General features: G+C 41.5%; 22 protein-coding genes and 1 pseudogene. 5 read left to right on the top strand and 18 right to left on the bottom strand.

Going from position 1 to position 26,979, the window contains the following annotated elements; all coding sequences use genetic code 11:
• The gene (locus VB693_RS00210; RefSeq protein ID WP_323264543.1) at nt 1–1,176 is read right to left on the bottom strand and encodes a sigma-70 family RNA polymerase sigma factor; all 1,176 of its coding nucleotides are present in this window, start codon (nt 1,174–1,176) and stop codon (nt 1–3) included.
• Nucleotides 1,177–1,257: 81 nt separating this feature from the next.
• On the opposite strand from VB693_RS00210, the gene VB693_RS00205 reads away from it, so the two are divergent.
• Nucleotides 1,258–2,052, top strand: coding sequence for a hypothetical protein (locus VB693_RS00205; RefSeq protein ID WP_323264542.1), 795 nt, complete (start codon nt 1,258–1,260; stop codon nt 2,050–2,052).
• 130 nt (nt 2,053–2,182) lie between these two features.
• Complete coding sequence (locus VB693_RS00200; RefSeq protein ID WP_323264541.1) at nt 2,183–2,653, top strand: hypothetical protein; 471 nt, start codon at nt 2,183–2,185, stop codon at nt 2,651–2,653.
• Nucleotides 2,654–2,706: 53 nt separating this feature from the next.
• On the opposite strand, the gene VB693_RS00195 is transcribed toward VB693_RS00200, so the two are convergent.
• The 4 genes from VB693_RS00195 to VB693_RS00180 all read right to left on the bottom strand — a co-directional run bounded on the left by VB693_RS00195 (nt 2,707) and on the right by VB693_RS00180 (nt 6,012).
• Nucleotides 2,707–3,111, bottom strand: a complete 405-nt coding sequence (locus VB693_RS00195; protein ID WP_323264540.1) for a hypothetical protein — start codon at nt 3,109–3,111, stop codon at nt 2,707–2,709.
• A gap of 284 nt (nt 3,112–3,395) precedes the next feature.
• The gene (locus VB693_RS00190) at nt 3,396–3,830 is read right to left on the bottom strand and encodes a CAAD domain-containing protein (RefSeq protein WP_323264539.1); all 435 of its coding nucleotides are present in this window, start codon (nt 3,828–3,830) and stop codon (nt 3,396–3,398) included.
• A 284-nt stretch (nt 3,831–4,114) separates the two neighbouring features.
• Nucleotides 4,115–4,573 (bottom strand): BON domain-containing protein, encoded by a 459-nt coding sequence (locus VB693_RS00185; RefSeq protein ID WP_323264538.1) that lies wholly within the window; start codon nt 4,571–4,573, stop codon nt 4,115–4,117.
• Between the two features lie 164 nt (nt 4,574–4,737).
• The gene (locus VB693_RS00180) at nt 4,738–6,012 is read right to left on the bottom strand and encodes a general stress protein (RefSeq protein WP_323264537.1); all 1,275 of its coding nucleotides are present in this window, start codon (nt 6,010–6,012) and stop codon (nt 4,738–4,740) included.
• A gap of 466 nt (nt 6,013–6,478) precedes the next feature.
• On the opposite strand from VB693_RS00180, the gene VB693_RS00175 reads away from it, so the two are divergent.
• Together VB693_RS00175 and VB693_RS00170 are read left to right on the top strand one after the other, a co-directional pair.
• A complete protein-coding gene (locus VB693_RS00175) occupies nt 6,479–9,607 on the top strand; it encodes an MFS transporter (RefSeq protein ID WP_323264536.1) in 3,129 nt (1,042 codons plus the stop codon).
• 855 nt (nt 9,608–10,462) lie between these two features.
• Complete coding sequence (locus VB693_RS00170; RefSeq protein ID WP_323264535.1) at nt 10,463–11,233, top strand: pentapeptide repeat-containing protein; 771 nt, start codon at nt 10,463–10,465, stop codon at nt 11,231–11,233.
• Between the two features lie 41 nt (nt 11,234–11,274).
• Here VB693_RS00170 and VB693_RS00165 read toward each other — a convergent pair whose 3' ends face one another.
• Entirely contained in the window at nt 11,275–12,168 is an 894-nt protein-coding gene (locus VB693_RS00165) for a LysR family transcriptional regulator (protein ID WP_323264534.1), read from the bottom strand.
• A gap of 101 nt (nt 12,169–12,269) precedes the next feature.
• Between VB693_RS00165 and ilvD the strand changes: the two genes are divergently transcribed.
• Nucleotides 12,270–13,958: a dihydroxy-acid dehydratase gene (gene ilvD / locus VB693_RS00160; RefSeq protein ID WP_323264533.1), complete on the top strand. Its 1,689-nt coding sequence runs from the start codon at nt 12,270–12,272 to the stop codon at nt 13,956–13,958.
• A 157-nt stretch (nt 13,959–14,115) separates the two neighbouring features.
• On the opposite strand, the gene VB693_RS00155 is transcribed toward ilvD, so the two are convergent.
• From VB693_RS00155 to ahcY, 12 genes and pseudogenes are all read right to left on the bottom strand, one after another.
• Nucleotides 14,116–15,372 (bottom strand): exonuclease SbcCD subunit D, encoded by a 1,257-nt coding sequence (locus tag VB693_RS00155; protein WP_323264532.1) that lies wholly within the window; start codon nt 15,370–15,372, stop codon nt 14,116–14,118.
• A gap of 563 nt (nt 15,373–15,935) precedes the next feature.
• Nucleotides 15,936–17,066 carry an ACR3 family arsenite efflux transporter gene (gene arsB / locus VB693_RS00150; protein WP_323264531.1) on the bottom strand — a complete coding sequence of 377 codons (1,131 nt, stop codon included), beginning with the start codon at nt 17,064–17,066 and terminating at the stop codon, nt 15,936–15,938.
• 79 nt (nt 17,067–17,145) lie between these two features.
• The gene (arsJ, locus tag VB693_RS00145) at nt 17,146–18,405 is read right to left on the bottom strand and encodes an organoarsenical effux MFS transporter ArsJ (protein ID WP_323264530.1); all 1,260 of its coding nucleotides are present in this window, start codon (nt 18,403–18,405) and stop codon (nt 17,146–17,148) included.
• An 88-nt stretch (nt 18,406–18,493) separates the two neighbouring features.
• Nucleotides 18,494–19,507, bottom strand: coding sequence for an ArsJ-associated glyceraldehyde-3-phosphate dehydrogenase (locus VB693_RS00140; RefSeq protein ID WP_323264529.1), 1,014 nt, complete (start codon nt 19,505–19,507; stop codon nt 18,494–18,496).
• A 142-nt stretch (nt 19,508–19,649) separates the two neighbouring features.
• Nucleotides 19,650–20,711 carry a PstS family phosphate ABC transporter substrate-binding protein gene (locus VB693_RS00135; protein WP_323264528.1) on the bottom strand — a complete coding sequence of 354 codons (1,062 nt, stop codon included), beginning with the start codon at nt 20,709–20,711 and terminating at the stop codon, nt 19,650–19,652.
• 116 nt (nt 20,712–20,827) lie between these two features.
• On the bottom strand, nt 20,828–21,157 hold the full coding sequence (locus VB693_RS00130) for a metalloregulator ArsR/SmtB family transcription factor (RefSeq protein WP_323264527.1): 330 nt from the start codon (nt 21,155–21,157) through the stop codon (nt 20,828–20,830).
• A gap of 31 nt (nt 21,158–21,188) precedes the next feature.
• Complete coding sequence (locus VB693_RS00125) at nt 21,189–22,400, bottom strand: aspartate aminotransferase (RefSeq protein WP_323264526.1); 1,212 nt, start codon at nt 22,398–22,400, stop codon at nt 21,189–21,191.
• Entirely contained in the window at nt 22,397–23,587 is a 1,191-nt protein-coding gene (locus VB693_RS00120; protein WP_323264525.1) for an iron-containing alcohol dehydrogenase family protein, read from the bottom strand. Before VB693_RS00120 ends, VB693_RS00125 begins: the two co-directional genes overlap by 4 nt.
• A gap of 747 nt (nt 23,588–24,334) precedes the next feature.
• Entirely contained in the window at nt 24,335–24,586 is a 252-nt protein-coding gene (locus VB693_RS00115) for a type II toxin-antitoxin system prevent-host-death family antitoxin (RefSeq protein ID WP_323264524.1), read from the bottom strand.
• Between the two features lie 99 nt (nt 24,587–24,685).
• Nucleotides 24,686–25,015: a XisI protein gene (locus VB693_RS00110; RefSeq protein WP_323264523.1), complete on the bottom strand. Its 330-nt coding sequence runs from the start codon at nt 25,013–25,015 to the stop codon at nt 24,686–24,688.
• Nucleotides 25,003–25,419: pseudogene (locus tag VB693_RS00105) on the bottom strand (XisH family protein). The gene VB693_RS00110 and the pseudogene VB693_RS00105 overlap by 13 nt, the downstream one beginning before the upstream one ends.
• A 196-nt stretch (nt 25,420–25,615) precedes the next feature.
• On the bottom strand, nt 25,616–26,893 hold the full coding sequence (ahcY, locus tag VB693_RS00100; protein ID WP_190699909.1) for an adenosylhomocysteinase: 1,278 nt from the start codon (nt 26,891–26,893) through the stop codon (nt 25,616–25,618).
• Nucleotides 26,894–26,979: the final 86 nt, after the last annotated feature.

The following is a 26,979-nucleotide window of genomic DNA, read 5'->3' as shown; positions in this document are numbered from 1 at the left end:
TTAGGGGTGCGAGGCATTGTAGTAGTTCTGTAGCCAGTCTTCTATCAACGTACTCATACCCTTTAGTATGTCTGGTGTCAGGGAAATATGCAGTGTATCTTGACTCCAGGTTGCTAGCGATCGCAATAACGTTTCTTTAGTTTTGCTGAGTCGTCGGGAAACGGTATATTGCTTGATGTCTAATTGTTGAGCGATCGCATCCTGATTCAGCTTTTGACCGTAGTATAAAACTAAAATTTCTTGCAATTGCGCATCTAGTTGAGAAATTGCCTTCACTAATGCTTGATTGATTTCTGCTTGTTGCGAATTTCTGGCTTGTTCTTCTTCCTGGATAATAATTTCTTGAATTAAAGATGGCTGTTCTGTACCAGGGAGATTATCTAACATCTCAAAGGAATCATCACTACCCTTAGTAACATTCAGAGAGTCTGGGTTGGGATACAGATATTTGCGTGCAGCCTTAGCCGCACTCAATAACCATTTCTCTAGGGTTTGGGGGTTAGTTGATTGTGTGCTTTGGGAGTTGTAAGCTTTAGCGATCGCCTCCCAGGTTGCATCATCTGGGGGAGATAATTGGCGCGAGTTAGCCGCTTTTGTAGGCACATACAGAGTTTTAAAACAACTCCATGCTTGGATGTAAGCCCTAATTTCTGTTGGGGACAAACCAGCATTTTGCAAAGATTCCTCCAACCGCTTTTGGCTGATTTTGCGTAACAGACCCCAATCAGTGCAGATATCAACTTCCTGGCGTTGGCGTAGGGTTTCCCGAATCGCACTACCAAAAATAATGCTAGCGTAGTTTTTTAGAGTGCTAGTTTGACTGGGATTAAACCCTTTGAGGACTCGATCAACTTGGGCGATCGCCACTTGAAAACAATCTGACAGCTTGTACTGCGTACTAGTAAGACTAGCGGCTGTTTTTTGGGATGTCCAATAACAAGGTTCTTGCAGATAAGCCATCAGATGTTGCTTGGCTAAGGATTGAGTTTCGGGAATTTGCAAAAACTTATACCAATACAACGCCCAAAAGTGTTCCGAAGTTTCCTTGGGGGTTTGGTGGAGACAACTTTGAATGCTGCGACGCAAGCGCGATTCCATCGCCCACCGACTGAAGCGATCGGCATCGAACTGCACAAAAGTTGAAAAAATTTCAATGATGCTTTGCCGAGGTTGCATAAAAAACTAGAAGCCGACCTAGAGGACAACAGAAGGTGTTCAACAACACCTGCACACACTTTACTATAAGGAAAAAGTATCATGTTTCGTCTAGGACTTAAATCTTTAACACTTGGGGGCATGGTAGCCTTAACTACAGCAACTACAGCTTTAGCCCAAGTACCAAGACTCCAAAACTTCCAGCTAGTTCAAAAACAAAATTTTAATTGTGGCGCGCATCTGCGAACTTACGTTGTCAAATCTCTTAATGATAGTCAGGGTATTGGTATCCGTTGCGTCAAATTTAGCCAAGGTAAACCAGGAACAGCAATTCCTCGATTGGCTTGGTATGGCGAAGGAAATTGGGGCGGTTCAACCTATCGCCACGTCGGACAAGCCATCTACAGAGGCCGCAATTTGGTTGGTTTTGCTGCTGATATGCACGGGAATGGTGAATATTTTAACGGTAACTTCCCTGGAAATTTAAGTGTACAAGTCTTGGGTGGTGGTTCAACAATTCGTGTTACTGGTGCATGGAATGAAGAATGGCAATTAGTTAACAGCACTAATTACAAACCTTTACCCAGACCAAAAACCTGTGGTGGATATTTTGATGAATACCAAGTATCTGACCTTTCAGGTAGTCGTAGAGGTGATGGCTTGCGTTGTGTTCTGCGGAGTGGTCTGAAAAACACCACTTGGTTTGGTAATGGTAATTGGGAAGGTTCTACTTATTCCCATCTAGGAACTCGTTCTTTAAATGGTTACGGTGCTGGTGATATTTGTGGTACTAACTTCGGCACAATTTGTAACACCTTTGGTTGGGGTTCATTGAAGTTAACGCCTGTTCCTGGGGGTATTGATGTTACAGGTGCTTGGAGTGAAAAGTGGCGATAAACAATTCAAAATTCAAAATTAGGAACTAAGAATTTTGGCACACCGAGTTTATCTAAATAAAATCCCCAATATCAGGGTTTATCTATCAAAAATTAAAGCAATAAAATACTATTAATGGAGTATTACTACAATGATGAAAACTGCTTTAAGTCTTGCTGCTGCAAGTATAGCTTTAACTGCTGCTTTTGCCAGTCCTACTTTAGCTGCACCTGGCGATTTTGTTGGGACTTGGGTCAATAAAGATGCCAATACTCGCGGTATTACTCGCTTAGTGATTACTTCTGCTGGTAGGAACACGTTAAATATTCGCGTGTTTGGTCAATGCCATCCTACAGATTGCAATTGGGGTACTACACAATTAGCTACCTATGGTGTTAATGTCCAAGATACTAATCATAGTTATGGTTCGGCTAATTACAATAAGGGCTTTGCTAATACTTTTTTAGGTTTAGGCTATGCTGGTAAACAAATCATGCTACAAAGCTATACGCAATTTTTAGATAATAGTGGTCGGCAAAATTACTATTCTCGTGAATACTTTCACAAAATACCAGTAGTTAAAGTGCCGATTAAACATTTACCACTTAGCCCTAATAGATGATTTGCAAAACTCAGAACGCCTATGGAGACGTTGCATTGCAACGTCTTTACACCCTAAATTAAACCTGTTCCTTTACCTCTTCTATCACTTTTTTCGGTTAATTCACCTTCTTTATCTTCATTAACTTCGGCTAATTCTTGCATACGTTCTGAGGTGTCTTGTTCTGCTTCTTTTCTCGCATCACCAGGAACTTCGTAATACATTTCCGGTTCAACTGCGTAGTTATTTAACAAACCTTCTTTATCTACTGTATAACCATCTGTAGTGCGAACACTTTGAGCATTTGTTTGATCATCTGTAGGTGCATCTGCTTCTCTTTCTTCTGTTGGCAGTGTTTTGTATAAATCACCTTCTCTTTCTTTGCGAGCAGCAGTTTCAGCAGGGACAATTCCTCTATCATATGTATCTACTTCTGCGCGTTCAGATGAATCTATACCTCTATTTTTTTCACTAGCCATAAATATGTCCTCGTTAAAAAAAACTGTTAAAACTTCGAGAACAATATTAAAATTTTGATAACGATAAATCTACTACCTTTAGTAGTAATTTAAAATTAACTTTCTATATTTATTTATTCCTTGCGGTATATTCAAATCAGTATAAATGAGAGTTGAAAATCTAAATGATTGCTAAAAACTAAGAATCCCGATCTCTGTGAGAAACCGGGATTGTGAATTGCAGCCATACTCAAAAACTAAATATGATTGCTACCGCATGTAAGAAGAACTTAATGTTAGAGAATTTATCCACCAAAAAATTGATTTTTCAGTGAATTAACTTCAGATACTAGTTCTTGGCGAGTTGAAGACTTAATAAGATAACGGAAAATAAACCAGGTTGAGTAACTAATTCCAATCACTTCAAAAAGAGGTGATAAAAGCGGGATATCATTGATTGCATCTATTAAAGCTAGTAAGACCTTCAGTGTCACTACAAGCGATAAAATTAGCAAAACAGTAACAATGGGCTGCTTATATTTTTGATAAAAACTCCCTAAATATTCAGGGAATTGTCCAAAAAAATCTGCTACTTGTTTGGCAGTTTGTTGCCACTGGGCATTGCTGTCAGTTGCAGGTGGTAGCTTAGGTAAGTTACCATTTTGTGCCTCTGGTAGTGCTATTGTGCCTTGTGGTAAAGTGGCATTTAAGGATTCCGGTTGCTTTTGTTCGGTTTCCATAATTTTTCTATTTTGGTAATCAAAACAGTTTTTCTAAGTGATCAGATGTAAATAAACATAATCATGAGCGTTGTCAATTGTCAATCATTAGAAGTAAGTAGTTACACTAACGACTGACTATTTTAATGATTAGCTATATTTATTTACACCTAAATAATACTGTAGCCACCAAATTTAGGACACTTCCGAATAAAGAAACATCCCTGATTCCCTTGTGGGACGGGTGAAGAAAACTATTCTACATTTCCCATGCCACAAGAGGGTAATTTATTTCTCAAAAAGCTCTAGCTTGTTGGCGGCGCAACGGTTGCATTGACAATTACCTGTGTGACACCTTTAATTTCTTTTGCCAAAGGTTCAATCTTCGATAACTGCTCTTGATTGTTTACAGTTCCGGCAACAGTAACAATTCCATCTTCTTGGGCATTAACCGTTAATTGACCATCAGGGATGTTAGCCTCCAATTTCGATCGCACTTCACTGGCTAAATCACCTTCGGCTCTCTGTGCATCTCCACCCGTCAGATTATTTCGTTCTTCACGGGCGCGAATGTCTGCATTTAGTTGTCTTCTGCGAGTTTCACTTTGAGCATCTTCTTGAGCTTCTTGTGTTACTTGTGCCGTTGGAGCTTGTGGTGCTTCGTCTGGTGCTGGTGCAGTCACAGTTGTTCTGGCTGTGTCTTGACAAGCCGCCGCACCAATAACTAAAACACAACTAATAAAAAGAGGAGTGAGCTTGTTCATTGCTTTATTTCTGGAGGTAAATATGAAAAGGGTAGACTTGCTTAACAAGTGGGAAATAGCTTGAAACTCTAGGTTTTACCCCACCCTAATCCTCCCCTTGCACTAGATGCGAAGCGGCTTTCCGAAGGGTAGGGGAGGGAACTGGATTAGGGAGATTAAGGGGGTTAAATTCGTTCTTCCCTGCGGTCAACAATCACTACCGCAGGATCATGTCGATCGCCTGTAACTGGTTTTTCAGTCCGAACAATATCTTCGTGTCTCGCCCGTTCTAAACCTTGACGGTGGTGGCGTTCCGCGTCTAAATCGGTGGCATCAAAGACGGCAAATTCTTCAATTCCTCGGTGTTTGAGGATTGTTTCCGCGTGGTGGATTTGTGCTTCTGTTCCATCGACAATTACTAAGTAGTCACCTCTTTGGAAGCGATCGCTATAAACTCGTGCGCGGTCTTCAGGAATCCCTAAACCAACTAGTCCGCCAACAATTCCCCCGGCTGCTGCACCTACAGCACCACCCGCTACAGTTGTCGCTAAAGCAGTTGCGGCTGCACCACCTGCAATCACTGGGCCAATTCCGGGAATTGCTAACGCACCCAGACCGACTAATAAACCACCCAAACCGCCTAAAACTCCGCCTGTAGCAGCTCCAGCTTTCGCCCCCTCGTCTGCTTTATTGCCTATACCTCTATCTCCGCCTGGTGTGCCGTGACTGTTGGTATCTTTAGCAATTAATGAGACTTGATTCATCGGGAAACCTGCATTTCGCAATTCGGCTAATGCAACTTCTGCGTCTCGACGATGAGGAAATACCCCTATCGCCCGTCTAGCTCTTTGTATAGATGTAGTAGTACCACTGGTTGGCTCAACACGAGCGACATTTGTAGTAGGACGTTGTGCATCAGGAGAGTTATACACGCCGTACTCTTCAATACCACGGCGATGTAAAATTGCCTCTGCCTGAGCAATTTCTGCATCTGTGCCATCGATGATCACTAAATAGTGTCCTCGCCGTACACGCTCTTCGTAGACTCTAGCGCGCTCTTCGGGGATACCCAAACCAATCAATGCGCCTAGTAAACCACCAGCCACCGCACCGATACCAGCTCCCGCTAAGGTGGTGGCTAGAGTCGTTGCGGTTGCTCCCGCCAGCATGATTGGGCCAATACCAGGAATTGCTAGAGTTCCTAGACCTACTAACAAGCCACCTAAACCGCCTAAAACTCCTCCCGAAATCGCTCCGGTTGTTGCACCTTCATCAGCTTTATTGCCTACTTTCTCCTGTACTGGAGTCCCAGCCAGATCATCATCCCGGCCTCCATTTTGTGCGATCACCGAGACTCTATCCATCGGAAAACCGGAGTGCTTCAATTCATGTAGTGCCTGTTCAGCATCCCGACGATTAGAGAACACACCTACAGAGCGTCTATGTATACCCACAACCATGTCTTATTTCTCCCGATAATCAACACAAAAATTACTAATTAAAAAATTCACTTTCACAAATAAAGAAAATTTTTGAATGCCATTACTTCTAATAAACATTTTTTTATATTTCTTTTCATCAATCTGTTGGCATAATTTCCTGTTCTACCAAGAGAGATAGATAATTTCCCTGAAAGCATAAAAATTACAAAAGCAATAAAAAAAGACTTATTTCCTTAGAAAAATATAATCAAAATATAAATAAATTACCAATATAAACGCTTGCAAATGCGTATCATATTGATTGTTTTGGTAATAGTTGTAATGTGATTTTTCATTAAACCCGTTACTAGAAGATATAACCTTTGATAGTTAAACTTCTTACCTAAGAAAGTGTAGTTCAATTACAAATAATAAATAGACTAACAAATAAGCCATTCTCTAAGAAGTGGATATTTAATCTATTGAGCGTAAGAGAAAAAATACTATGTTTGAAATTTGGGAAAGTATTTCGATACAACCTTGGTTATCTTTTGGTGTAGCATCTACAACAAGATTGCCAGATGTCATAATGCCAGTAGAACCATCTTTTGTGTTTTCTAGTTCTCAGTTTCTAGTAGCTTTGTTAGCTGGCACTTTAATGGCGATTGCCTTTCAATTATTGTTAACCAACCTTTCAGTAGCTGCCAGAATATCAACTTTAGGAACTGATGTAGATGATGGGGAGTCAGACAGTTTTGGGAGGAAGATTCGCAAAGTTGAAGCTAAAGTTGGTGCTTGGGGAATCATCACCGCCAGTATTGCTTTATTTGGGGCTTGTTTTTTAGCAGTCAAACTAAGCTTAATTGACAGTGCGCTGCTAGGAGCTATTATTGGCGTTGTAATTTGGTCTACCTATTTCTTATTGGTAGCGTGGTTGGGTTCTTCCGCAGTTGGTTCTTTACTAGGTTCTATCATCAGCACTGTCAATTCTGGTTTGCAGTCGTTGATGGGAACGGCAACCACAGCCATTGGTGCTGGTGCTGTACAACAACAAGCAGTTTCCACGGCTGAGGAAATTACAGCCGCAGTCCGGCGAGAATTGACGGCTGGTTTGGATACTGAAAGTATTACCAATACCCTGCAAAATTCCTTAGCATCTCTACCACTGCCAAAACTAGATTTAGCAGACATTCGCAGTCAATTTGATAAAATTCTGAGTGATGTAGATTGGGGAACACTTGGTGATGGCGACTTACTCAAAAATATTAATCGCCAAACCTTTGTAGATTTAGTTAGCAGTCGCACCAATCTATCTAAGGAAAATATCAACCAAATTGCTGACCAATTAAACGCAGCTTGGGAACAAACCTTTGCTCGCCGCAACCCTACAGAACAAGTCATCAATTTGTTACAATCTGCTACTCCCGAAGAGTTAAAATCGGAAGATTTAGGGGAACGACTACAACAGTTAGTGACTGTAGGCAGAAAAAACGGTAATGGCAGAAATGGTGTAATCAAGCAAGCTGTACAATATGGTGTAGCTGCTGCTATGCCAGCAGTCTTAGATCGAGTTGATATCGCTGATATTGATGTCGATAAAATCACCAACCAACTACAAAAGTTAAAAGACAAAGTTCAAGATATCGATGTCGATAAAATCACCCACGAAATACAGCAACTCAGAGATAAAACCACTGAGAAAATAACTGAGAGATTCCCCGCGCCTAGTGATAACACCATCAAATCAGATGTCAAAGACTATATCTTGAATTCTTTTCCTTGGCATTTCAACCGCATCACTATTAGAGATGAATTCCCTGAAGTTATCTATGACCCCCAAGCAGATCCGACAAATGTCCGTCAGCAACTAGAACAACTCCAGTCGGATAACTTTAGCAACTGGCTGACACAACGGGGTGATATTAGTGAAGCGAAGGTGACAGAAATCTCTCAACAGATGGATAGCATTCGCCAGGAAGTTCTAGAAACTGTGCGCCAAACTGAAAGAGTTGAAAAAGGTCAACAAGTTCGTCTCCGCATCGAAAATTATCTACGTGCAAGTGGTAAAGAGCAACTGAATCCAGAAGCAATTGGGCGAGATTTTGCCAACTTGTTAACAGAATTAAATGGTCAATCCATAGATTTAAGCACTCTTTTACAAGGATTTGACCGAGAAGCCTTTGTACAGATACTTTTGCAACGGCAAGATTTTAGCGAAGAGGAAGCTAATAATATAGTTAGTCAACTTGAAAGTATCTGCAATGATGTCTCCAATCAAGCCAGAGAACAACAAGAACAAGCCACAAATAAAGTTAATCAACTATGGCAAAGAATTGAGGACTATCTCCGCAATACCAACAAAGATGAGTTAAACCCTGAAGGTATTAGACGCGATTTTCAAGCGTTACTAGAAGATCCCCAAATAGGAATTAGGCAGATTAGATCGCGCTTATCGCAGTTTGACCGTGATACATTTGTGAGACTACTTAGTCAACGTCAAGATTTGAATGAAGAGCAAATCAATCAAATTATTGATCAATTAGAATCTGTTCGGGATAACGTTTTACAAACACCGCAAAAAGTAAGAGAACAATACGATCGCACTATCACAGCTATTGGTGACTATCTCCGCAATACCAATTTAGAAGAACTCAACCCCGAAGGGATTAGACACGATTTAGAAACCTTACTAACTCAGCCAAGAGAAGGTGCGGAAGCATTACGCGACAGACTAGCGCAAGTTGACCGCGAAACCTTGGTTAAACTCCTCAGCCAACAGGGGAACTTGAGCGAAGAGCAAGTGAATCAGACAATTGACCAAGTACAAGAGGCGATTGGGAATATAATCGGAACGCCACGCCGCTTGGCACAACGCACTACTCAAAGGGTGGGAGATTTTGCAGCCAGCCTAGAAAACTATCTGCGTCACACCAATAAAGAAGAACTCAACCCCGAAGGTATTAAACGGGATTTAGGATTGCTATTGCAAGACCCTCGCTTGGGAATAGAAAATTTAGGCGATCGCGTTTCTAAATTTGACCGTTCCACAATGGTGGCGTTATTATCTCAACGGGAAGATATCTCCGAAGAGGAAGCTAACCGGATTGTTGATCAAATCGAATCAGCACGTAACTCGATTGTCCAGCAAATCCAACAAATCCAGCAAAAATTCCAGTCAGCCATTGACCAAATTTTTGGCAAGATTCGTAACTACCTCGATTCCCTAGAACGTCCAGAACTCAGCTATGAAGGTATTAGACAAGACTTTGCCAAAGTCTTTGATGATCCGCAAGTGGGATTTGCAGCATTGCGCGATCGCCTCAGTCAATTTGACCGTGATACCCTAGTAGCCATCTTGAGTTCCCGTGAGGATATCTCCCAAGAAGACGCTAACCGCATCATCAACCAAATAGAAGCGGCGCGAGATAGTGTACTGCAACGCGCCGAAAGGATTCAGCAAGAAGCCCAAAAACGCATTAAAGCAGTGCAACAGCAAGCTAAAAAACAAGCCGAAGAAACTAGAAAAACCGTCGCTAGTGCAGCTTGGTGGCTATTTGGTACAGCATTATCTTCCCTCGTAGCCAGTGTAATTGCTGGTGTAATAGCCGTCACAGGCTTATCTTTACCTGGTTGATATATTATGTTTGCTTGACAAACAGAGAACCCCAGCCTGTTCAAGAAACTGGGGTTCTTTTACAATGTATTCAAAGAAAACATATTTTTGCGTAATTTCTGCCTTCGCTAGCGATATATATAACAAATATTATTGAGGTATGGATATCCTGGCACTAAGTCGGTGATCCCATATTTTAGATAAAGATAAATCACGGTTAAGTATTACGTGAGTTTAAACTATTTTATAGTTGTGGGGAGTGCAAACTATGCTAGAAAGACTATTTTTAGCTGGTATCTTAACATTTACTTTCAGTTTATTTGCACAGGTGCATCGTTCATCTTCTTTGGTAATGAATCAACAAATAAACTCATATTACAAAGTAGCTTTAACACTGAGCCAAAAACCTTTAAAGGAATTCAAAGTTCCAAATTAAGTAGAACAGGGTAAATCATTAAAGGTTTGTAGTGTCCGCCTGCGGGGTGAATCCTACGGATACGCTACGCGTTCACGCAGTGTTCCGCAGGAAGCGCGGTAGCGTTGCGTAGCAAAGCAAACAACGCGGAGCGTCTGTCTACAACACGCTCCGCGTTGGCGTAGCCTCTGTCTACGACACGCTCCGCGAATAAAAAAGGACTAAAGTCCTTACTACGAAATCAATCTTAATTTTTTTACATTACTTAACATAGTTTGGTTTTTTCAAGTTGTTCTACTTAAACGCACTCAATACTTTTTCATCACATATTGTATAGAGATTAAGTGAATACCGTAGGTCTTTACGGAGGTCAAACTGCTAACATTACTCCTATCATAAGCCCAAGTATAAATTTGTCTTAGGTTATTTTGGGTATTGAGCAAAAAATTTGCTAACTGATTATGAAAAATATAATTTTAGCTACATCCGTATTTTTGACTACCATTAGTCTGACAAATGTTGTCCAAGCGGGAAATCCTGAACATTTGAGGCAGTTATTAGCAACAAAACAATGTCAAAACTGTGACTTAACCAATGCAGGCTTAGTCATGGCTGATTTGTCAGGTGCTAATTTAAGCGGTGCTAATCTCACAGGTGCTAATCTGAGCCGTGCTAACTTAAGCGGTACAGATTTGCGGGGTGCAAATTTGAGTGGTGCGGGTTTATTTGGCGCGAATTTGAGTGCAGCTAAACTGGGTGGCGCAAATCTTGCTAGTGCTGACTTGCGAAATACCTATCTAGCAAACACAGAATTTACTGGTGCTTACGTCACTGGTGCAAACTTTCAAGGTGCAGTAGGTATACCATTACAAATTGCTACAGCAGATGAATTTTATGCTTGGGGCGTAGCTGAGGCACAAAAGGGCAATCAAAAGCAGGCGATTAACTATTTTAATCAAGCGATCGCCATCAAACCAGAATACGCAGGTGCATATTTAGCGCGTGGTGTTGCTCGCTACCAAATTTTTGACAGAGAAGGCGCATTTCAAGATGCTCAAGCAGCAGAAAAACTGTTTACATCTGAGCAAAACGCCACAGGAATGCAAACAACCCAAGCCTTTATCAAAGAACTGCAAAACCCTTACACAGAAAAAATTAGCGCAGGTAAACCCAGTTTTTTCGACTTTCTGGGTAGCCTCAGTTCAGTCTTACTACAATTTCTCCCATTTTGAGTGTTTAACTATCAATTAAACGTAGATCAACTCGCTTGTGATTAATTAAGTTGCGAGCAACAATTAGCCGATATTTGTAAAAAATTTTGTAAAATAGGGGTTAGACTGTTTTGCTGCCAGATTACAGCAGTTTCTATGACAGGTGCTTTGTCTAGTATGGGACGATAAGCTACACCAGACCTTTGCAGATTCTGTAAAGAAGATGGTGCGATCGCTACACCCATTCCAGCCGATACTAATCCAATAATTGTTTGCATTTGAATCGCCTCCTGAGTAATGTTAGGGCTGAAATTTCCCTGCTGAAAAAGACTCATGATGTGATCGTATAGTCCCGGTGCTAGATAACGGGGAAACATAATTAAAGGTTCATTGAGGAGCGATCGCACTGAGATGTATTCTTGTTGAGCTAATGAATGAGTTGATGACAAAGCCACCATTAAGGTTTCTCTGTGAATACACTTGTAAGATAGTGTGTCATCTTCCAAAGGTGGATGAGCAAAACCCACATCAATCCGAGAATCTCTCAGTGCTTGCTCCTGTTGACTTGTAGTTAACTCCAGTAAGACTAGTTCTACTTCCAAAAATTGCTCGCGAAATTGTCGCAAAATCAAGGGTAATAGGTCATAAATTACCAAGCTAGTAAATCCTATACGGATTTGCCCTGTTTTACCTCGTCCAGCCCTTTGAGTTAGTGCTACTGCTGTTTCTAATTGCGCCAGTAGTTGATAAGCCTCTTGTAAAAATACCTTACCCGCTTCTGTTAACTGTACTTGTCGCTTAGTTTTGCGATGAAAAAGTTTTACACCTAGTTCCACCTCTAGCTGCTGGATTTGTTGGCTGAGAGGCGGTTGAGATATATGCAGTCTTTCTGCGGCTTTACTGAAATGTAGTTCCTCCGCTACAGCGATAAAGTAGCGCAGATGTCGTAGTTCCATATTTATGATATTTTATAAGTTTTAATTTTAAACAAATATATATTGGACATCTCAAAAAAGTCTACCTATGATACTTCTACAGAGATATGAGTGAAACAAAGATGTCAGAGAATCTGAGAAGTCAAGTTGTCACACAAGGGGTACAGCGATCGCCAAATCGCGCTATGCTGCGTGCAGTTGGTTTTCAGGATGAAGACTTTAACAAAGCCATTGTCGGTGTAGCCAATGCCTACAGTACAATTACTCCCTGTAATATGGGGATTAATCAACTAGCACAAAGAGCCGAAGCCGGAGTTAAACTAGCTGGGGCAATGCCGCAAATGTTCGGCACAATTACTATTAGTGATGGGATTTCTATGGGAACTGAGGGGATGAAATATTCCCTAGTGTCACGAGAAGTCATTGCTGACTCCATTGAAACCGCCTGTACCGGACAAAGTATGGATGGTGTAATTGCGATCGGTGGCTGTGATAAAAATATGCCAGGGGCAATGATTGCGATGGCAAGGATGAATATCCCAGCTATCTTTGTTTACGGTGGCACAATTAAACCCGGACACTACAACGGCCGCGACTTAACTGTTGTCAGTTCCTTTGAAGCTGTGGGTGAATACAGTGCGGGGAAAATTGACGACACCGAATTGATGGAAGTAGAACGTCGCGCTTGTCCTGGTGCGGGTTCTTGCGGTGGGATGTACACAGCTAATACTATGTCTTCGGCTTTTGAAGCGATGGGGATGAGTTTACCCTATTCTTCTACAATGGCGGCGGAAGATGACGAAAAAGCCGATAGCACCGAAGAATCAGCCAAGGTACTAGTAGAAGCAATTCGCAATCAACTTTTACCCCGGCAAATTATCACCCGTAAATCTATAGAAAATGCTATTTCTGTAATTATGGCTGTCGGTGGTTCAACTAATGCTGTATTACATTTTCTGGCGATCGCTAACGCGGCTGGTGTAGAACTAAATCTAGATGACTTTGAAACTATCCGTGGTCGTGTACCCGTTTTGTGTGATTTAAAACCCAGTGGTAGATATGTCGCCACAAACTTACACCAAGCTGGTGGTATTCCCCAAGTGATGAAAATGCTACTCGTACATGGGTTACTTCACGGTGACTGTATGACCATCACAGGTAAAACCATTACCGAAGTTTTAGCAGATATCCCCGAAGAACCACCCGCCAATCAAGACGTGATTCGTCCTTGGGATAAACCCATGTATGCTCAAGGTCACTTAGCTATTCTCAAAGGGAATCTAGCGACAGAAGGGGCTGTAGCTAAAATTACTGGCATTAAAAAAGCCTTAATTACTGGCCCCGCCAAGGTATTTGATTCCGAGGAAGAATGCTTAGATGCTATCCTTGCAGGTAAAATTCAAGCTGGTGATGTGATTGTCATCCGCTACGAAGGCCCCAAAGGCGGCCCCGGTATGCGGGAAATGTTAGCCCCCACCTCAGCAATTATCGGTGCGGGTTTGGGTGATGCTGTCGGTTTAATTACCGATGGACGCTTTTCTGGCGGTACTTACGGGATGGTAGTCGGACACGTCGCCCCGGAAGCAGCCGTTGGTGGTGCGATCGCTCTGGTCGAAGAAGGTGATAGTATCACTATTGATGCTAATTCTCGCTTGTTACAGTTAAATATCTCTGATGCAGAATTAGCCAGCCGCCGCGCCAACTGGAAACCCCGCCCACCTCGTTACACAAAAGGCATCTTAGCGAAATATGCCAAGTTAGTCTCCTCTAGCAGTGTTGGGGCTGTCACAGACTTGGATTTATTTAATTGATCCTAAATTGAATTGAAATTTTGGTGTTGCAAAAAAGTGGAATGAATTGATACAAGCAAGTGAAGAAAGTTTGAACTTTGCTTAAATTATCCCACCAATATGCAACGCCAATTTTTTAACTGTCTCCTGTCTCCTGTCCCCTGTCCCCTGTTCCCTGTCACCTGTCCCCAATAGTTGCTTTTAGCCAAATTTCCCCATTATCCCCTAATAACTTTTCTGCGGCTTCTAACATTAATCCTGATATCTCTTTAAGGTCTTCACGATTGTGCAAGTAAGTTTTGAGTGCTTCCATCGGGTCGATGCTACTACTAGCAGTCAATTCAGGAATGCGGGGACGAGCTAACTGACTGATTAATTCTGCTTGAATAGTATAAGTATGGGCAGCACTCAGGGCAGAATGTAAGGCAGAGTTATCAATCAAATCGATTTGTTCGGAACGAAGTTTATAAATTAGCCGTACTACTGCATCTTCTAAATCATGTTTAGCGATCGCTTTTATTAAAACACCTTGGGGTTCTTCTGCTTTCGACACATCTACTTCCAGTGTGCGAAATATCCGAACAGGTAAAGGGCAAAATTCCCATTTCGCACTTCCCCGTTCCAGTTCCAGCATGATATAACCTTTATCTTCTTTCTCCTCACTAAAATCTACCCGTTCAATACTCCCCGGATAAATCACAGGTGGGTTATTAGATTTATTTAAATTTTGATGGCGGTGGACGTGTCCCAAAGCCACATAATCAAAACAAGGACGAGTCAACAAAGATAAGGGGAGAGTAAAACCTTTACCCACCGCCAAAAAACGTTCAGCCCCTAAAGTTGCATTATCAGCCATCAAGTGAGCTAAAAGCACAGTTGGCACATCGGGGTCAAGCCGACGAATTTCCCCTTCGATAACAACTTGCAAGCGTTCCGTTAACAATTGGTTGACTTCCGCCAGTGATAAACCGTCTGTTTCTTGACGAGTCATCAATGTGGAACGGGTAAGCCAAGGTAGGGTAATTATTTGCACTTTACCGTTGGGGGTAGAGATGTGGTGAGTAGTTAACTTATCCCCAACCACAAAACCCGGTACTCCCAAAGTGCGGTAAATATTTAAACTCGCGCCTCCCTGTCCTTGGGAATGTTGGTCATGATTTCCCACCAACAACACCGTCGGAATATTAGCATCAACCAGCCGCCGAAATTGACTAGCAAAAGCTTCCTGTACATAAGGCGGCGGTGTCGCATCAGGAAAAGCATCCCCACCGAATAAAACCAAATCTACAGCATCCGTCAACGCCCGATCAATACACAGAGATAAAGTCTGCACAAAATCTTCCAGTCGCGTGTTTAAACCTGTAACGGGATTAATTCTGCCGTGGGAAAAACCGCTTCCCATATGAATGTCAGAGAGGTGAAGAATTTTAATCATAAGTTAGGTCGTCGGCAATATTTTTGATTAGCAGGGGGAGGAGGGAAATATAAGTGAATTTGCTCTTATCTTGATGCCGCGTGAATTTGTAATTCCTAAGTTATTGTACGGAATGGAAATTTCTAGTGATAAATCTAATTTCTTAGTAAATACTACAGCATTTGCTAAGATATATTGCTGTATTTTAAGTTTTACCGTGGTTTCTTAGATATTTGTACTGTGACTGATATGTTTATGAGATAACAAAATTTGCAGGATTCTACTATGATAAATAATCAAAAAAGTCGTAATCCCTTGGGAGAATCTATGATTATGGGTGCTTTAATCATGTTGACTAGTGTCAGTATCATCATCATCATGAGTGTTTTCTAAACATAAAAAATAAAATTTTAGCTATAAAAGTTTACAAAATTCCTCTCATAAATGAGAGGAATTTTGTAATTTAGAAGTTTATGAAGAGTGGTGAGTTAAAAGTGCTGTTAGTGGTAGCAAGGCGTTGAGCTTGTGCTGAGTTAAAAAAACTGACCACTTTCTTGCGGGGTTTATACTGGGTGCTGAGTAAGTCAAGGACAAGAATTAATACAGCGTGGATCTGACAAGCTTGCCTTTTCTGGCTCTCTGGGAAACCAGGGTGCTGTGCGTTTGCAAAATTCTACCAGCATTAACATAACTGGGACTTCGATTAAAACGCCTACTACCGTAGCGAGTGCAGCACCAGAATTTAAGCCAAACAGCATCACAGATGTCGCAATGGCTACTTCAAAGTGGTTACTAGCTCCAATTAAGGCGGCGGGTGCAGCGTCTTCATAAGAAAGATTGAGCTTTAATGCTACTACATAACTAATTAAGAAAATGAAATTAGTTTGAATAAACAATGGCACAGCAATTAGTAAGATGTGCAGGGGATTGTTGACGATTAATTCACCCTTAAATGCAAATAGCAAAACTAAAGTAATTAACAAAGCAGTAATGGAAATAGGACTGAGATACTTCAAAAATTGCCCCTCAAACCATTCTCTACCTTTATATTTAAATATCCAGTAACGGCTGTAAATCCCGGCGATTAGAGGCAACCCAACGTAAACCAACACTGATAAAACTATCGTTTGCCACGGGACTGTTAAGTCATTTGCTGCTAATAACCACCTGCCTAAAGGTGCGTATAAAAATAGCATTGCTAGAGAGTTAACTGCCACCATGACTAAAGTGTGTCCTTGATTACCGTAGGACAGATAACCCCACATTAAAACCATCGCTGTACAAGGTGCAATCCCTAGTAAAATTGTGCCAGCAATGTAAGAATTAGCGATCGCAACTTCACTACCACGAATTAATTCTGTCCCAGTAATTAACGGCCGAAATAACCAGCCTAGAAAGAATTGGGCAAAAGCTACCATTGTGAATGGCTTAATCAACCAGTTCACCACCAAGGTGAGAATTACAGGCTTTGGGGTGCGGATAGCATTGATAGCTTGGCTAAAGTCAATCTTCACCATGATGGGGTACATCATGAAAAACAGGCATACCGCAATGGGAATTGACACTTGATACACACTAATAGCGTCAAGTTTTACCGCTATCTCTGGAAATAACCTCCCTAGAGTGATTCCAGTAACAATGCACAAAAACACCCACAGAGTAAGATATTTTTCAAAAAAACTGAGATTACTCTTAGTTTTACGATTTAAGCTCATCGTTATTACCTTGATACATCGGTTTAATCCCGATTTTCCTCAAGACGTTGCATTACAACGTCTCTACATTTTGAATTGCTTAGTCTCCGTCACCAGCTTTCCAGGCGATCGCTTTACTGGGTTTAGGATTTGGTAACTTCAGTGAAACTACTGCTGCTCCTAGTACCAAAAATGTTGATGTCCACAGACAACCCACTAACCCCAGCCATTGATATACCAAACCTGATAAGACAGTACCTGCCAAGCGACCACCGGAGTTAGCCATATAGTAGAAGCCAACATTTAACGCCACTTTGTCATCATCGGTAAATGCCAACACCAGATAAGAGTGAACCGCAGAGTTAAAGGCAAACACCACACCAAATACCAGCAGTCCCCCAACGATGGCGATATTGGCGGGTATACCTAATTGTAGAGCTATGGCGATCGCAGCTGGAACGACTGTGAGAGTAAATGTCCAGAACTGGATAGTTTTAGATTGTGGCGGACGACCAGAACCAAATCGCCGCATCAATGTTGGTGCTGATGACTGAATAATGCCATAGCCAATCACCCACACCGCCAAAAATCCACCTACTTGATAAAAAGACCAACCTAAAACTTCACGCAAGAACACTGGTAAAGCCACCACAAACCAGACATCCCGCGAACCGAATAAAAAGAATCGAGCGGCTGAGAGAACATTAATCTCTGGACTCTTAGAAAACAGTTGACTAAACTTGACTTTCTTCTTGATTTTGCCCATGCCTTTAGGCAGCATCAACCCAGTAAACATCAGCAGGAATAAACCAGCCGCCATCACTAACAGGGAATTGACAAAGCCAATCCCCGCTAACAAGGCACTACCAACAAAAAAACCAACTCCCTTGAGAGCATTTTTAGAACCAGTCAGCACCGCCACCCATTTAAATAAAGCGGAATGGGCATCTTGGGGAACTACCAAGCGAATAGCACTTTTAGAACTCATCTTGGTTAAGTCTTTGGCAATTCCAGAAAATGCCTGAGCTACCATCACATATGTAACAGCCAACCACTGCGCCCAACCAGGATTCAGATATGCCAGCATCACCAAAGAGAAAATCTGTAACCCAATGCCAGTATAAAGAGTAACTTTTAATCCTAATTGCGAGCCAATCCAACCGCCTAAAAAGTTGGTAATAATACCAAAGACTTCGTAAAACAGGAACAAAGAAGCGATTTGTAATGGGGTATAGCCGAGTTTATTGAAGTAGAGTAACACCAGCATTCTCAGCGCACCATCTGTAATGGTGAAACCCCAATATGCAAGTGTTACGAGAATATAATTTTTGAAATTGGCTTTAGAAGCTGTAGTAGTCATGGGGAATGGGGGGTAGAGGCAGGGGAGCGGAGGGGCAGGGGAGCAGGGGAGAATAGCTAATAAACACCCAGTTCCCAGTCTCCAGTACCTAACTAAGAGTCAACGCAACCTTACGAGCGAGTTCAACCATGCGGTTGGCATAACCCCATTCGTTGTCATACCAAGCCAGAATTTTTACTTGTGTCTCGTCAACCACCATTGTGGAGAGGGCATCAATGATGGAAGAACGAGGATCATCTTTGTAGTCAATAGATACTAAAGGACGCTCTTCGTATCCGAGGATGTCTTTGAGTGGTGCTTGTTCGGAAGCAGCTTTTAAAAGTCCGTTGATTTCTTCTACTGTGGTTGGTCGTACAACTTCAAATACACAGTCCGTTAGTGAAGCGTTGAGTAGTGGGACTCTGACTGCAATACCGTTGAGTTTACCTTTGAGTTCAGGATAAATTAAAGCGATCGCAGTTGCTGATCCTGTAGTGGTAGGAATTAGTGATAGACTCGTAGCACGCGCCCGACGCAAATCTTTATGAGGCGCATCGACAATGGTTTGAGTATTTGTATTGTCATGGATTGTAGTAATGATTCCATGTTTAATACCCAAGCCTTCGTGAATGACTTTGACTACTGGGGCTAAACAGTTGGTTGTACAAGAAGCCGCAGTTAATAGATGATGCTTTTCCTGCTCATAGAGGTAGTCATTCACTCCCATGACAATATTTAAGGCTTCTTCCTTCACAGGAGCAGCCACAATTACCTTCTGTACCCCACGCTTAAAATAGGGGTCAAGGGTTGCAGGAGTGCGAAACTTACCGGAACATTCCAGCACTATATCAACACCTAAATCTTCCCAAGGTACATCGCCTGGTTGGGCATATTCACTAAAGCTGAGGGGTGTGCCATCAATTAAGACACGTTCACCCTGTGCTTCTACTTCTGGTGTCCAACGTCCATGCACAGAATCAAATTTGAGCAAGTGAGCTGCTGTTACTGCTCCACCTTTGATTTCGTTAATATGCACAAATTCTAGTTCCGGCCAACCCCAAGCAGCTCGTAATGCTAGCCGTCCAATCCTACCAAATCCATTAATGCCAACACGAACTCTCATGATTTTTCCTGTTAATATCTACATTCAAAAAATTGGAGTTTTGATATCGGCACTTTCATAACCGGATACCAGACAGGTAACAGTAATATTTAGGTTATTTATCATTACTGCACCAATATCTATAGCTTCTAATTTCAAGCTGCTATTTCCCCTCTGCTGCTTTTAATAAGTCACTAATTGTTAAATCAATCTGTTCTTTACCCGCAAATAAAGTTCCCGTTTTGGCTTTTTTAAACCGTGCTTTAGCTATTTCGTATGATTCACTGGGTAAAGGCACATATCCTACAGAAGTAGCTGTAAATTGTGCATATTTGATGTAGTAATCGATTAATTCTTTGAGTGCTGGATTTCTTTCTACAGCCTCAGCATTCACATAAATGAATAAAGGTCGAGACAACGGTTGATATTTGGAATCTTCAACAGTATCACGCGATGGTAATACTTCTCCTTTGCCGTTATTTACTGCTAGAGCTTTGATTTGATTTTTATTGTCTAGATAATAAGCATAGCCAAAATAACCCAAGGAATTTGGATCTTTAGCAACTCCTCGTACTAGAGCTAAGTCATCTTCACTGGCTATATAATCGTTGCGGCTAGCTCTGGATTTACCAACGATCGCTTCTGTAAAATAATCAAATGTTCCTGAATCTTTACCTGCACCATATAAGTTAATTGGTTGATCAGGCCAAGCATCACGTATTTGATTCCAACGGGTAATTTTACCTTCAGCTTCTGGTTGCCAAATCTTTTGCAACTCTGCTACTGTGATATCTTTTGCCCAAGAATTATCCTTATGGACGGTAATTGTTAAAGCGTCATAAGCAATAGGAAGTTCGATAAACTTCACACCATTTTTGTTACAAGTTTCTATCTCTGCTTGCAAAATCGGTCGTGAAGCATTGCTAATATCGGTTTGTTTCGCACAAAATTTCTTAAACCCGCCACTTGTCCCAGAGAAGTCAACTTTTACTTGTCCTCTGTACTGTGGTTTTGTTTGTTGAAACTGGTTAGCGATCGCTTCCGTAATTGGATAAACTGTACTCGAACCGTCAATCTTAATTTGTGACACTGTTTGAGTGTTACTTACTTCAGCCGCGTTTACTAGTGGCTGAGTTTCAGCAGATTTGTCGGATGTGGTAGCGCAACCTGTGGCTATAGCCAGCATCCCAACTGCGAGAGCCAATTTCTTTGCTATTGCGTTCATTGACCTCACCTTTAGGGGTGATATGGAGTTTATATTTATATCATTTCAAAAAAAATTGATATGTCAATCACACAATAGCCTATATACACAAAAATTCATCAAAAAAAGTTGATGTATCAGGAAATATTATCACAGGGGCGTGCAGGTAGGGTTTGCCCTAAGTGGCGGTAATCTGCTAAATATTCTTCTAAAACGCCAAATTGAGGCAAATTGAGTCTGTAATAAATCCAACGTCCTTGTTGACGGGAGTTAACTAAGCCGGCTTCTTTCAGAGTCTTGAGGTGAAAAGATAATTTAGATTGGCTTACCCCCAAAGCTTCGCACAAGTCACAAACACACAATTCTCGCTGACGTAGCAATTCCAGCACATTAATCCTAATGGGATCGGAAAGGGCATGGAAACCAGCAGCGATGAAATGGGGAACGTTAGCAATGGGGGTTTGCATGAATTAATTCGGTCAAAAATGCTATCTGTGTTTATTCTGAGGCAGAAACGAGGGCTTCCGGGCAATAACAAATACCAGCTTGTTGAATGCGATGTAAGGCTTCACCCAAGCGATCGCAATCTGCAATCAAGCTAATACGCACATAGCCTTCACCAGCAACGCCAAAGGCATTACCAGGAGTGACAACAACGCCTGTCTGCTGCAACAAGTTCAAAGCAAAATCCGTTGAACCCATACCCACAGGACATTTCACCCACAAATACATTGTAGCTTTGGTTTTGGGGATATCCCAACCCAACTGTCCTAAACCGTGAATGAGAAAATCTCGGCGGGTGCGGTAGCGTTGTTGTACTTCGTGTAAGTAAATATCAGGAAGTTGTAAGGCTGTCTCTGCGGCTGTTTGTAAGGCGGCGAAAATCCCATAATCCAAGTTGGTTTTGAGTGTCCGCAAGCCTTGAATCACATGGCGATTCCCCACCACAAACCCCACACGCCAGCCAGCCATATTGTAGGTTTTTGATAAGGTGTGGAACTCTACACCAATATCTTTCGCCCCAGGAATTTCTAGTAAGCTAGTGGGTTGATAACCATCAAAAGCTAACTCGGCATAACACAAGTCATGCACCAAGAGAATTTCGTATTTTCTGGCAAACGCAACTATTTCCTCAAAAAATTCGCGGGGTGCGGTGGCGGCTGTGGGGTTGCTGGGATAGTTGAAGTAAAGTATTTTGGCTTGTCTAGCAACTTCTTCAGGAATGGCAGCTAAATCAATTAACCAATCATTCTCAGGCTTCAAAATCAAACTGTGAACTTTACCGCCAGCAATCACTGGCCCGCGAAAATGGGCAGGATAGGCGGGGGAAGGCACTAGTACCACATCACCAGGATTAATATATGCGATCGCTAAATGAGTTAATCCTTCTTTAGAACCGAGTAGCGGTAAAGCTTCACTATCAGGATCTAATAGCACACCATAGCGACGTTTATACCAATTAGTAATGGCACGGCGGAAACTAGCAGTGCCTTCAAAGGGGGGATAACCATGATTGGCGGGATCTTGCAAAGCCTTGATAGCCGCTTCTACCACCGGTTGTGGTGTCGCGCCATCGGGATTGCCCATCCCCAAATCAATTAAATCAATTCCTTGTTCTCTAGCCTTAGCTTTTAACTCATCGAGACGGGCAAATACATAAGGTGGTAGTTGCTGTATCCGATCTGCTGGGGTAATCCAATCCAAACTCATTCCTCAACCTCGTCACTTATTCCCCTGGTGGAGACACGATTAACTAAGTCTCTACTATCTGTCGGTGCAGTGGTAGAAACCATCGCCGCCATCAATTGTTCCAATGCAACTTTAAATGGTAGTCGATGAATGTCCGATTCAGGTGCTAACGCAACTTCGGCGGCTGTTTGTAACTCGCCGAGGGTGATGTTACCCAAACCCAAATCAGCTAATTTTTGTGGTAATGTAATCTCTGCATAAAACTTCAACAATTGTTGTCTAGAAGCGGCTGCCAGTTGGTTGCCTTGTACCATTTCTTCTAAACGCAGCTGCACTAAAATACCATAGGCGACTTTTTCGCCGTGGATGCTTCTGTGTCCAGCAATGTGAGTTAAACCATTATGGACTGCATGGGCGGCAACGGTGCGACACTGCGCCCCACCCAAACCGCCAATGACACCAGCCAGTAAGACAGTAGCATCAACAACTTCTTGCCATACTTCACTCCCAGGTTTTTCTAGGGCTGCGGCTGACTTTTGCAATAAAATATCCCGCAAAACTCGCGCCTGTTGGACTGCGGCAATAATTAAAGTGTGTTCTAAATGCCCACTACTGACTGAAGCTTCGTACCATTTTGCGATCGCATCCCCAATTCCTGCTACTAAGGTATGTGGTGGTGCTGTTTGAATCAACTCGTAGTCCAGTATCAATAAATCGGGACAGCGAGACAAAGCCACATCATAGAGAAATGCCCCTTCCTCAGAATAGACATTCGATAAAGCCGTCCAAGCTGCACAAGTAGCCGCCGAGGTGGGAATGGTGGCGACAGGTAACTGCAATTGATGGGCAACTAATTTAGCTGTATCTAAGGCTTTACCACCACCAACACCGATAATCACATCAGCTTTATGTTCTTTTGCTACTTTCCTCAGAGATTTTAAGCTAGCTTCCGAACAGTCTGTACCATAGGAGGCTGGAGTCACTTGCAGATTTTGGTGTTCTAAAATCGGCTGTAAACTCTCCTGAAAAATAGCAAGGGTGCTATTTCCTGCCACAATCAAGGGACGAGTGCCAAGTTTGGCAATTTCTAAGGCAGCTGACTGCAATATATGCACGCCACGCATCACTTTTGCTGGGGCAATGGCGAGGGTGAGGAATGAACTAGGAGTTTGAGTAGTCAAGGTTTGAGTAGATATTTGATTAGGCATATACTCTAGTTTGCCAAAATCTTGATGTTTCTTAATAAAATTAAATTTATAGCAATTGCAGATGCGATTCAGTTAGGGTGGACAAAACGCGATCGCTCGCCTACACAACTGAGCAATAACGCCAACTACGCCTTATTTTGACGGTTGGAGTAATTCGTTGGTATTGCCTATTAGCCATAAATTCCGAACTATCAAAGTTTTGAATCATCGGACGGTTTCCTCACAATACCACTGACAGAATGCTTAGTGAAAGTAAATATTAGAGTATCTAACGGATATGAGGCAGTTTTAGCTGTACTTATAGCCCGTAAATGACACTGTAATTAAATTTATGTGAATAATATCTTAATCTAAAATTAATCAATATTGTATACACAAATACAAAAAAATAACATTCTCTTGATGTATCCAGATCAGTTTTACTTAAAAATTTTAAGTAAAAAATAATACAACAACTAAAGTATGTTAGGAAATTTTAATGTAGAGTGTGTTGTCGCACAGTGCAACGCACCGTCAAAAGTTAGTAATAATGGCAGATTTAGGAGTTGAGCAATACTTTCTTCATCTAAATTGAGACTATTAATGGTGATTCTGGTAAAGGTAATTTACCTAATTGATATTTAACAGTTGCTTCCAAAACTGGAACACAACTTAAATATATGTCATTATTTAAATCACGAATAATACTTTGTAAATGAATTGGTAATTTTGGATCACCACTAATAAACCATAAGAAAATATGGGTATCTAACAATAATTTAATTTACCCTCAAAGCTATTCAAAATTTCGTCAGGTAAGGTAAAATCAAAATCATCTGGAACAATAAACTCACCAGCACATAAACCATACGGTCTCATGTGTTGAGTATTAGGGGAAACTGGTTTAATTTCTGCAATAGGTTTACCTTCTTGCATAATAATAATGCTCTCTCCTGCTGCTACTTGGTGAAGGTAGCTTGTTAGGTTTTTCTGTATTTCATCAATGGTTACTGTTAGCATAATATAAATTTGTAGGAATGCCTCTATTATATCGAAGAATCGAAGAGCAGTATTGGGTAGAAATCGTAGCTACACAAACATGAACAATAAATAAAAAATTCAAACCGATGCGAAACCAGTAAACTGTCTAACATGAGGTGATCTAAAACCTAAAACAATATCTGTTTTCGGTACTCCTAATTCTACTAATTCATTAGCTACGCCTTCCTCAGTTAAATCTCTTTGAATCCAAATTTTTCCATCCTTAATATCAACATGAATCACTGAACCATAAGTCCTTTTTTCACCTTCCCAACCTAGATGAACTACTAAATAGCTATTTCGTTCACAATCAAAAATTAACTCCTTTTCTGTTCCTTCGGAAGAATGATTTTCTATATGTCTTCCTAATACAGTTTTTACCAATTCAGGATAATTCATTCCTTCCATAAAACAATCTCCTGTTGAATACTTTCAAATATCAGTAATTTTAATTGATGTTCAGAAATAATTTCTTAAATCAACGGTATCAGAAAAAAATCTGGATATATCTCATAACTAATTGCTAAATATAAAATACGTTCAGATTGCTGTTTTCTTAAAATATAACGATAATTAAGTGTTTGTCCTAAAGCTGTATGAAATTCACTTATAGTTGATTTACCTAAAAAAGATTTTATCTCAACTGCTATTTTTTGTCCTTCTTTTTCTGCTGCTAAAAGTCTCTCTGCTCCTAAATCAATCCGAAATTCAAGACCATCTACTGTAAATGATAAAGGATCATCAGTAATTAACCAATTATCTTTTTCTAAGGCTAAACAAACCGCGTTATGAAAGAAATCCTTCGCTGACATAGAAGGTTAAAATAATATTTCTTATTTCATAATAACTAATTTTTTAAGTAATGTATTCCTTTCTCTGCGCTCTCTGCGTGACGGACACTTTGCCTAAGTCGGGAGACCCGCCCACGCAAGTGTCCTTCTCTGCGTGAGAAACAAAAAAAGGGATAAGCCCGAAAGCCTATCCCCTAAAAATTAACTAATCAAAGTATCAAGTTCCAGACTGCCAAGAATTGATATACTCAATTTGCTCAGGAGTCAAACTATCAATGTAAATACCCATAGCTTGCAACTTCAAGCGAGCAATTTCTTGATCAACTTCAACAGGAATAGAGTGCAAACCAGGCTCTAACTTACCCTTATTCTTCACCAGGTATTCACAAGCTAAAGCTTGGTTAGCAAAACTCATATCCATAACTGCGCTGGGGTGTCCTTCAGCAGCAGCCAAGTTGATCAAACGTCCTTGTCCGAGAACGACAACGGATTTACCGTTTGTCAACTTATACTCTTCAGTGAAAGGACGGACTTCCTTGATTTCCTTAGCATTAGCAGCCAAGTATTTTAAATCTAATTCCAAATCAAAGTGACCAGAGTTACAAACGATCGCACCGTCTTTCATCACATCGAAGTGTTCACCCCGAACAACGTGCTTGTTACCAGTCACAGTAATAAAGATATCACCAATAGATGCAGCTTCCGCCATTGGTAGGACGCGGAAACCATCCATAACGGCTTCAATTGCCTTGATGGGGTCGATTTCGGTCACGGTGACGTTTGCGCCCATTCCACGAGCGCGGAGGGCTGTACCCTTACCACACCAGCCGTAACCAACAACAACAACGTTCTTACCAGCTAACAAAATATTTGTAGCGCGGATAATCCCGTCTAAGGTAGATTGACCAGTACCGTAGCGGTTATCAAAGAAGTGCTTGGTGTCAGCGTCGTTAACGTTGACTGCGGGGAAAGTCAGAACGCCATCTTTGAACATGGCGCGTAAACGCACAATACCTGTGGTGGTTTCTTCGGTTGTACCAATCAAATCGCTGATTTGATTTTGGCGTTCTTGTACCAAAGTTGCAACCACGTCACTACCATCATCAATGATGATATTGGGGCGATGATCTAAAGCAATTTGGACGTGGCGATTATAGGTGGCGTTATCTTCACCTTTTTGAGCAAAAACGGGAATTTCGTGGTCTAAGACGAGGCTAGCGGCTACGTCGTCTTGAGTTGATAAAGGATTACTCGCAATTAACAGCGCGTCTGCACCACCAGCTTTGAGCGCGATCGCTAGATGTGCTGTTTCTGTGGTAATGTGGGCGCAAGCTACCAAGCGTAACCCAGCAAAGGGTTTTTCAATGGCGAAGCGATCGCGGATTTGCCGTAAAACTGGCATTTCCCGTCCAGCCCATTCAATACGCTGTCTTCCCAAGGGAGCGAGGCCGAGGTCTTTAACCTCGTGCTTTAATCGGGGAGATGTTGCGGTCATTAAACAGTTTCCTCAAAAAAAAGTAACAAGAGCTACGTAATTTTACACGCACTCCTCTAGAGTATGCCACGACTCAAGAAATTTGG

This window comes from Anabaena sp. UHCC 0399 (assembly GCF_034931465.1).
Lineage (GTDB): Bacteria > Cyanobacteriota > Cyanobacteriia > Cyanobacteriales > Nostocaceae > Trichormus > Trichormus minutissimus.
This window is presented reverse-complemented; position numbering and strand designations above follow the sequence as displayed.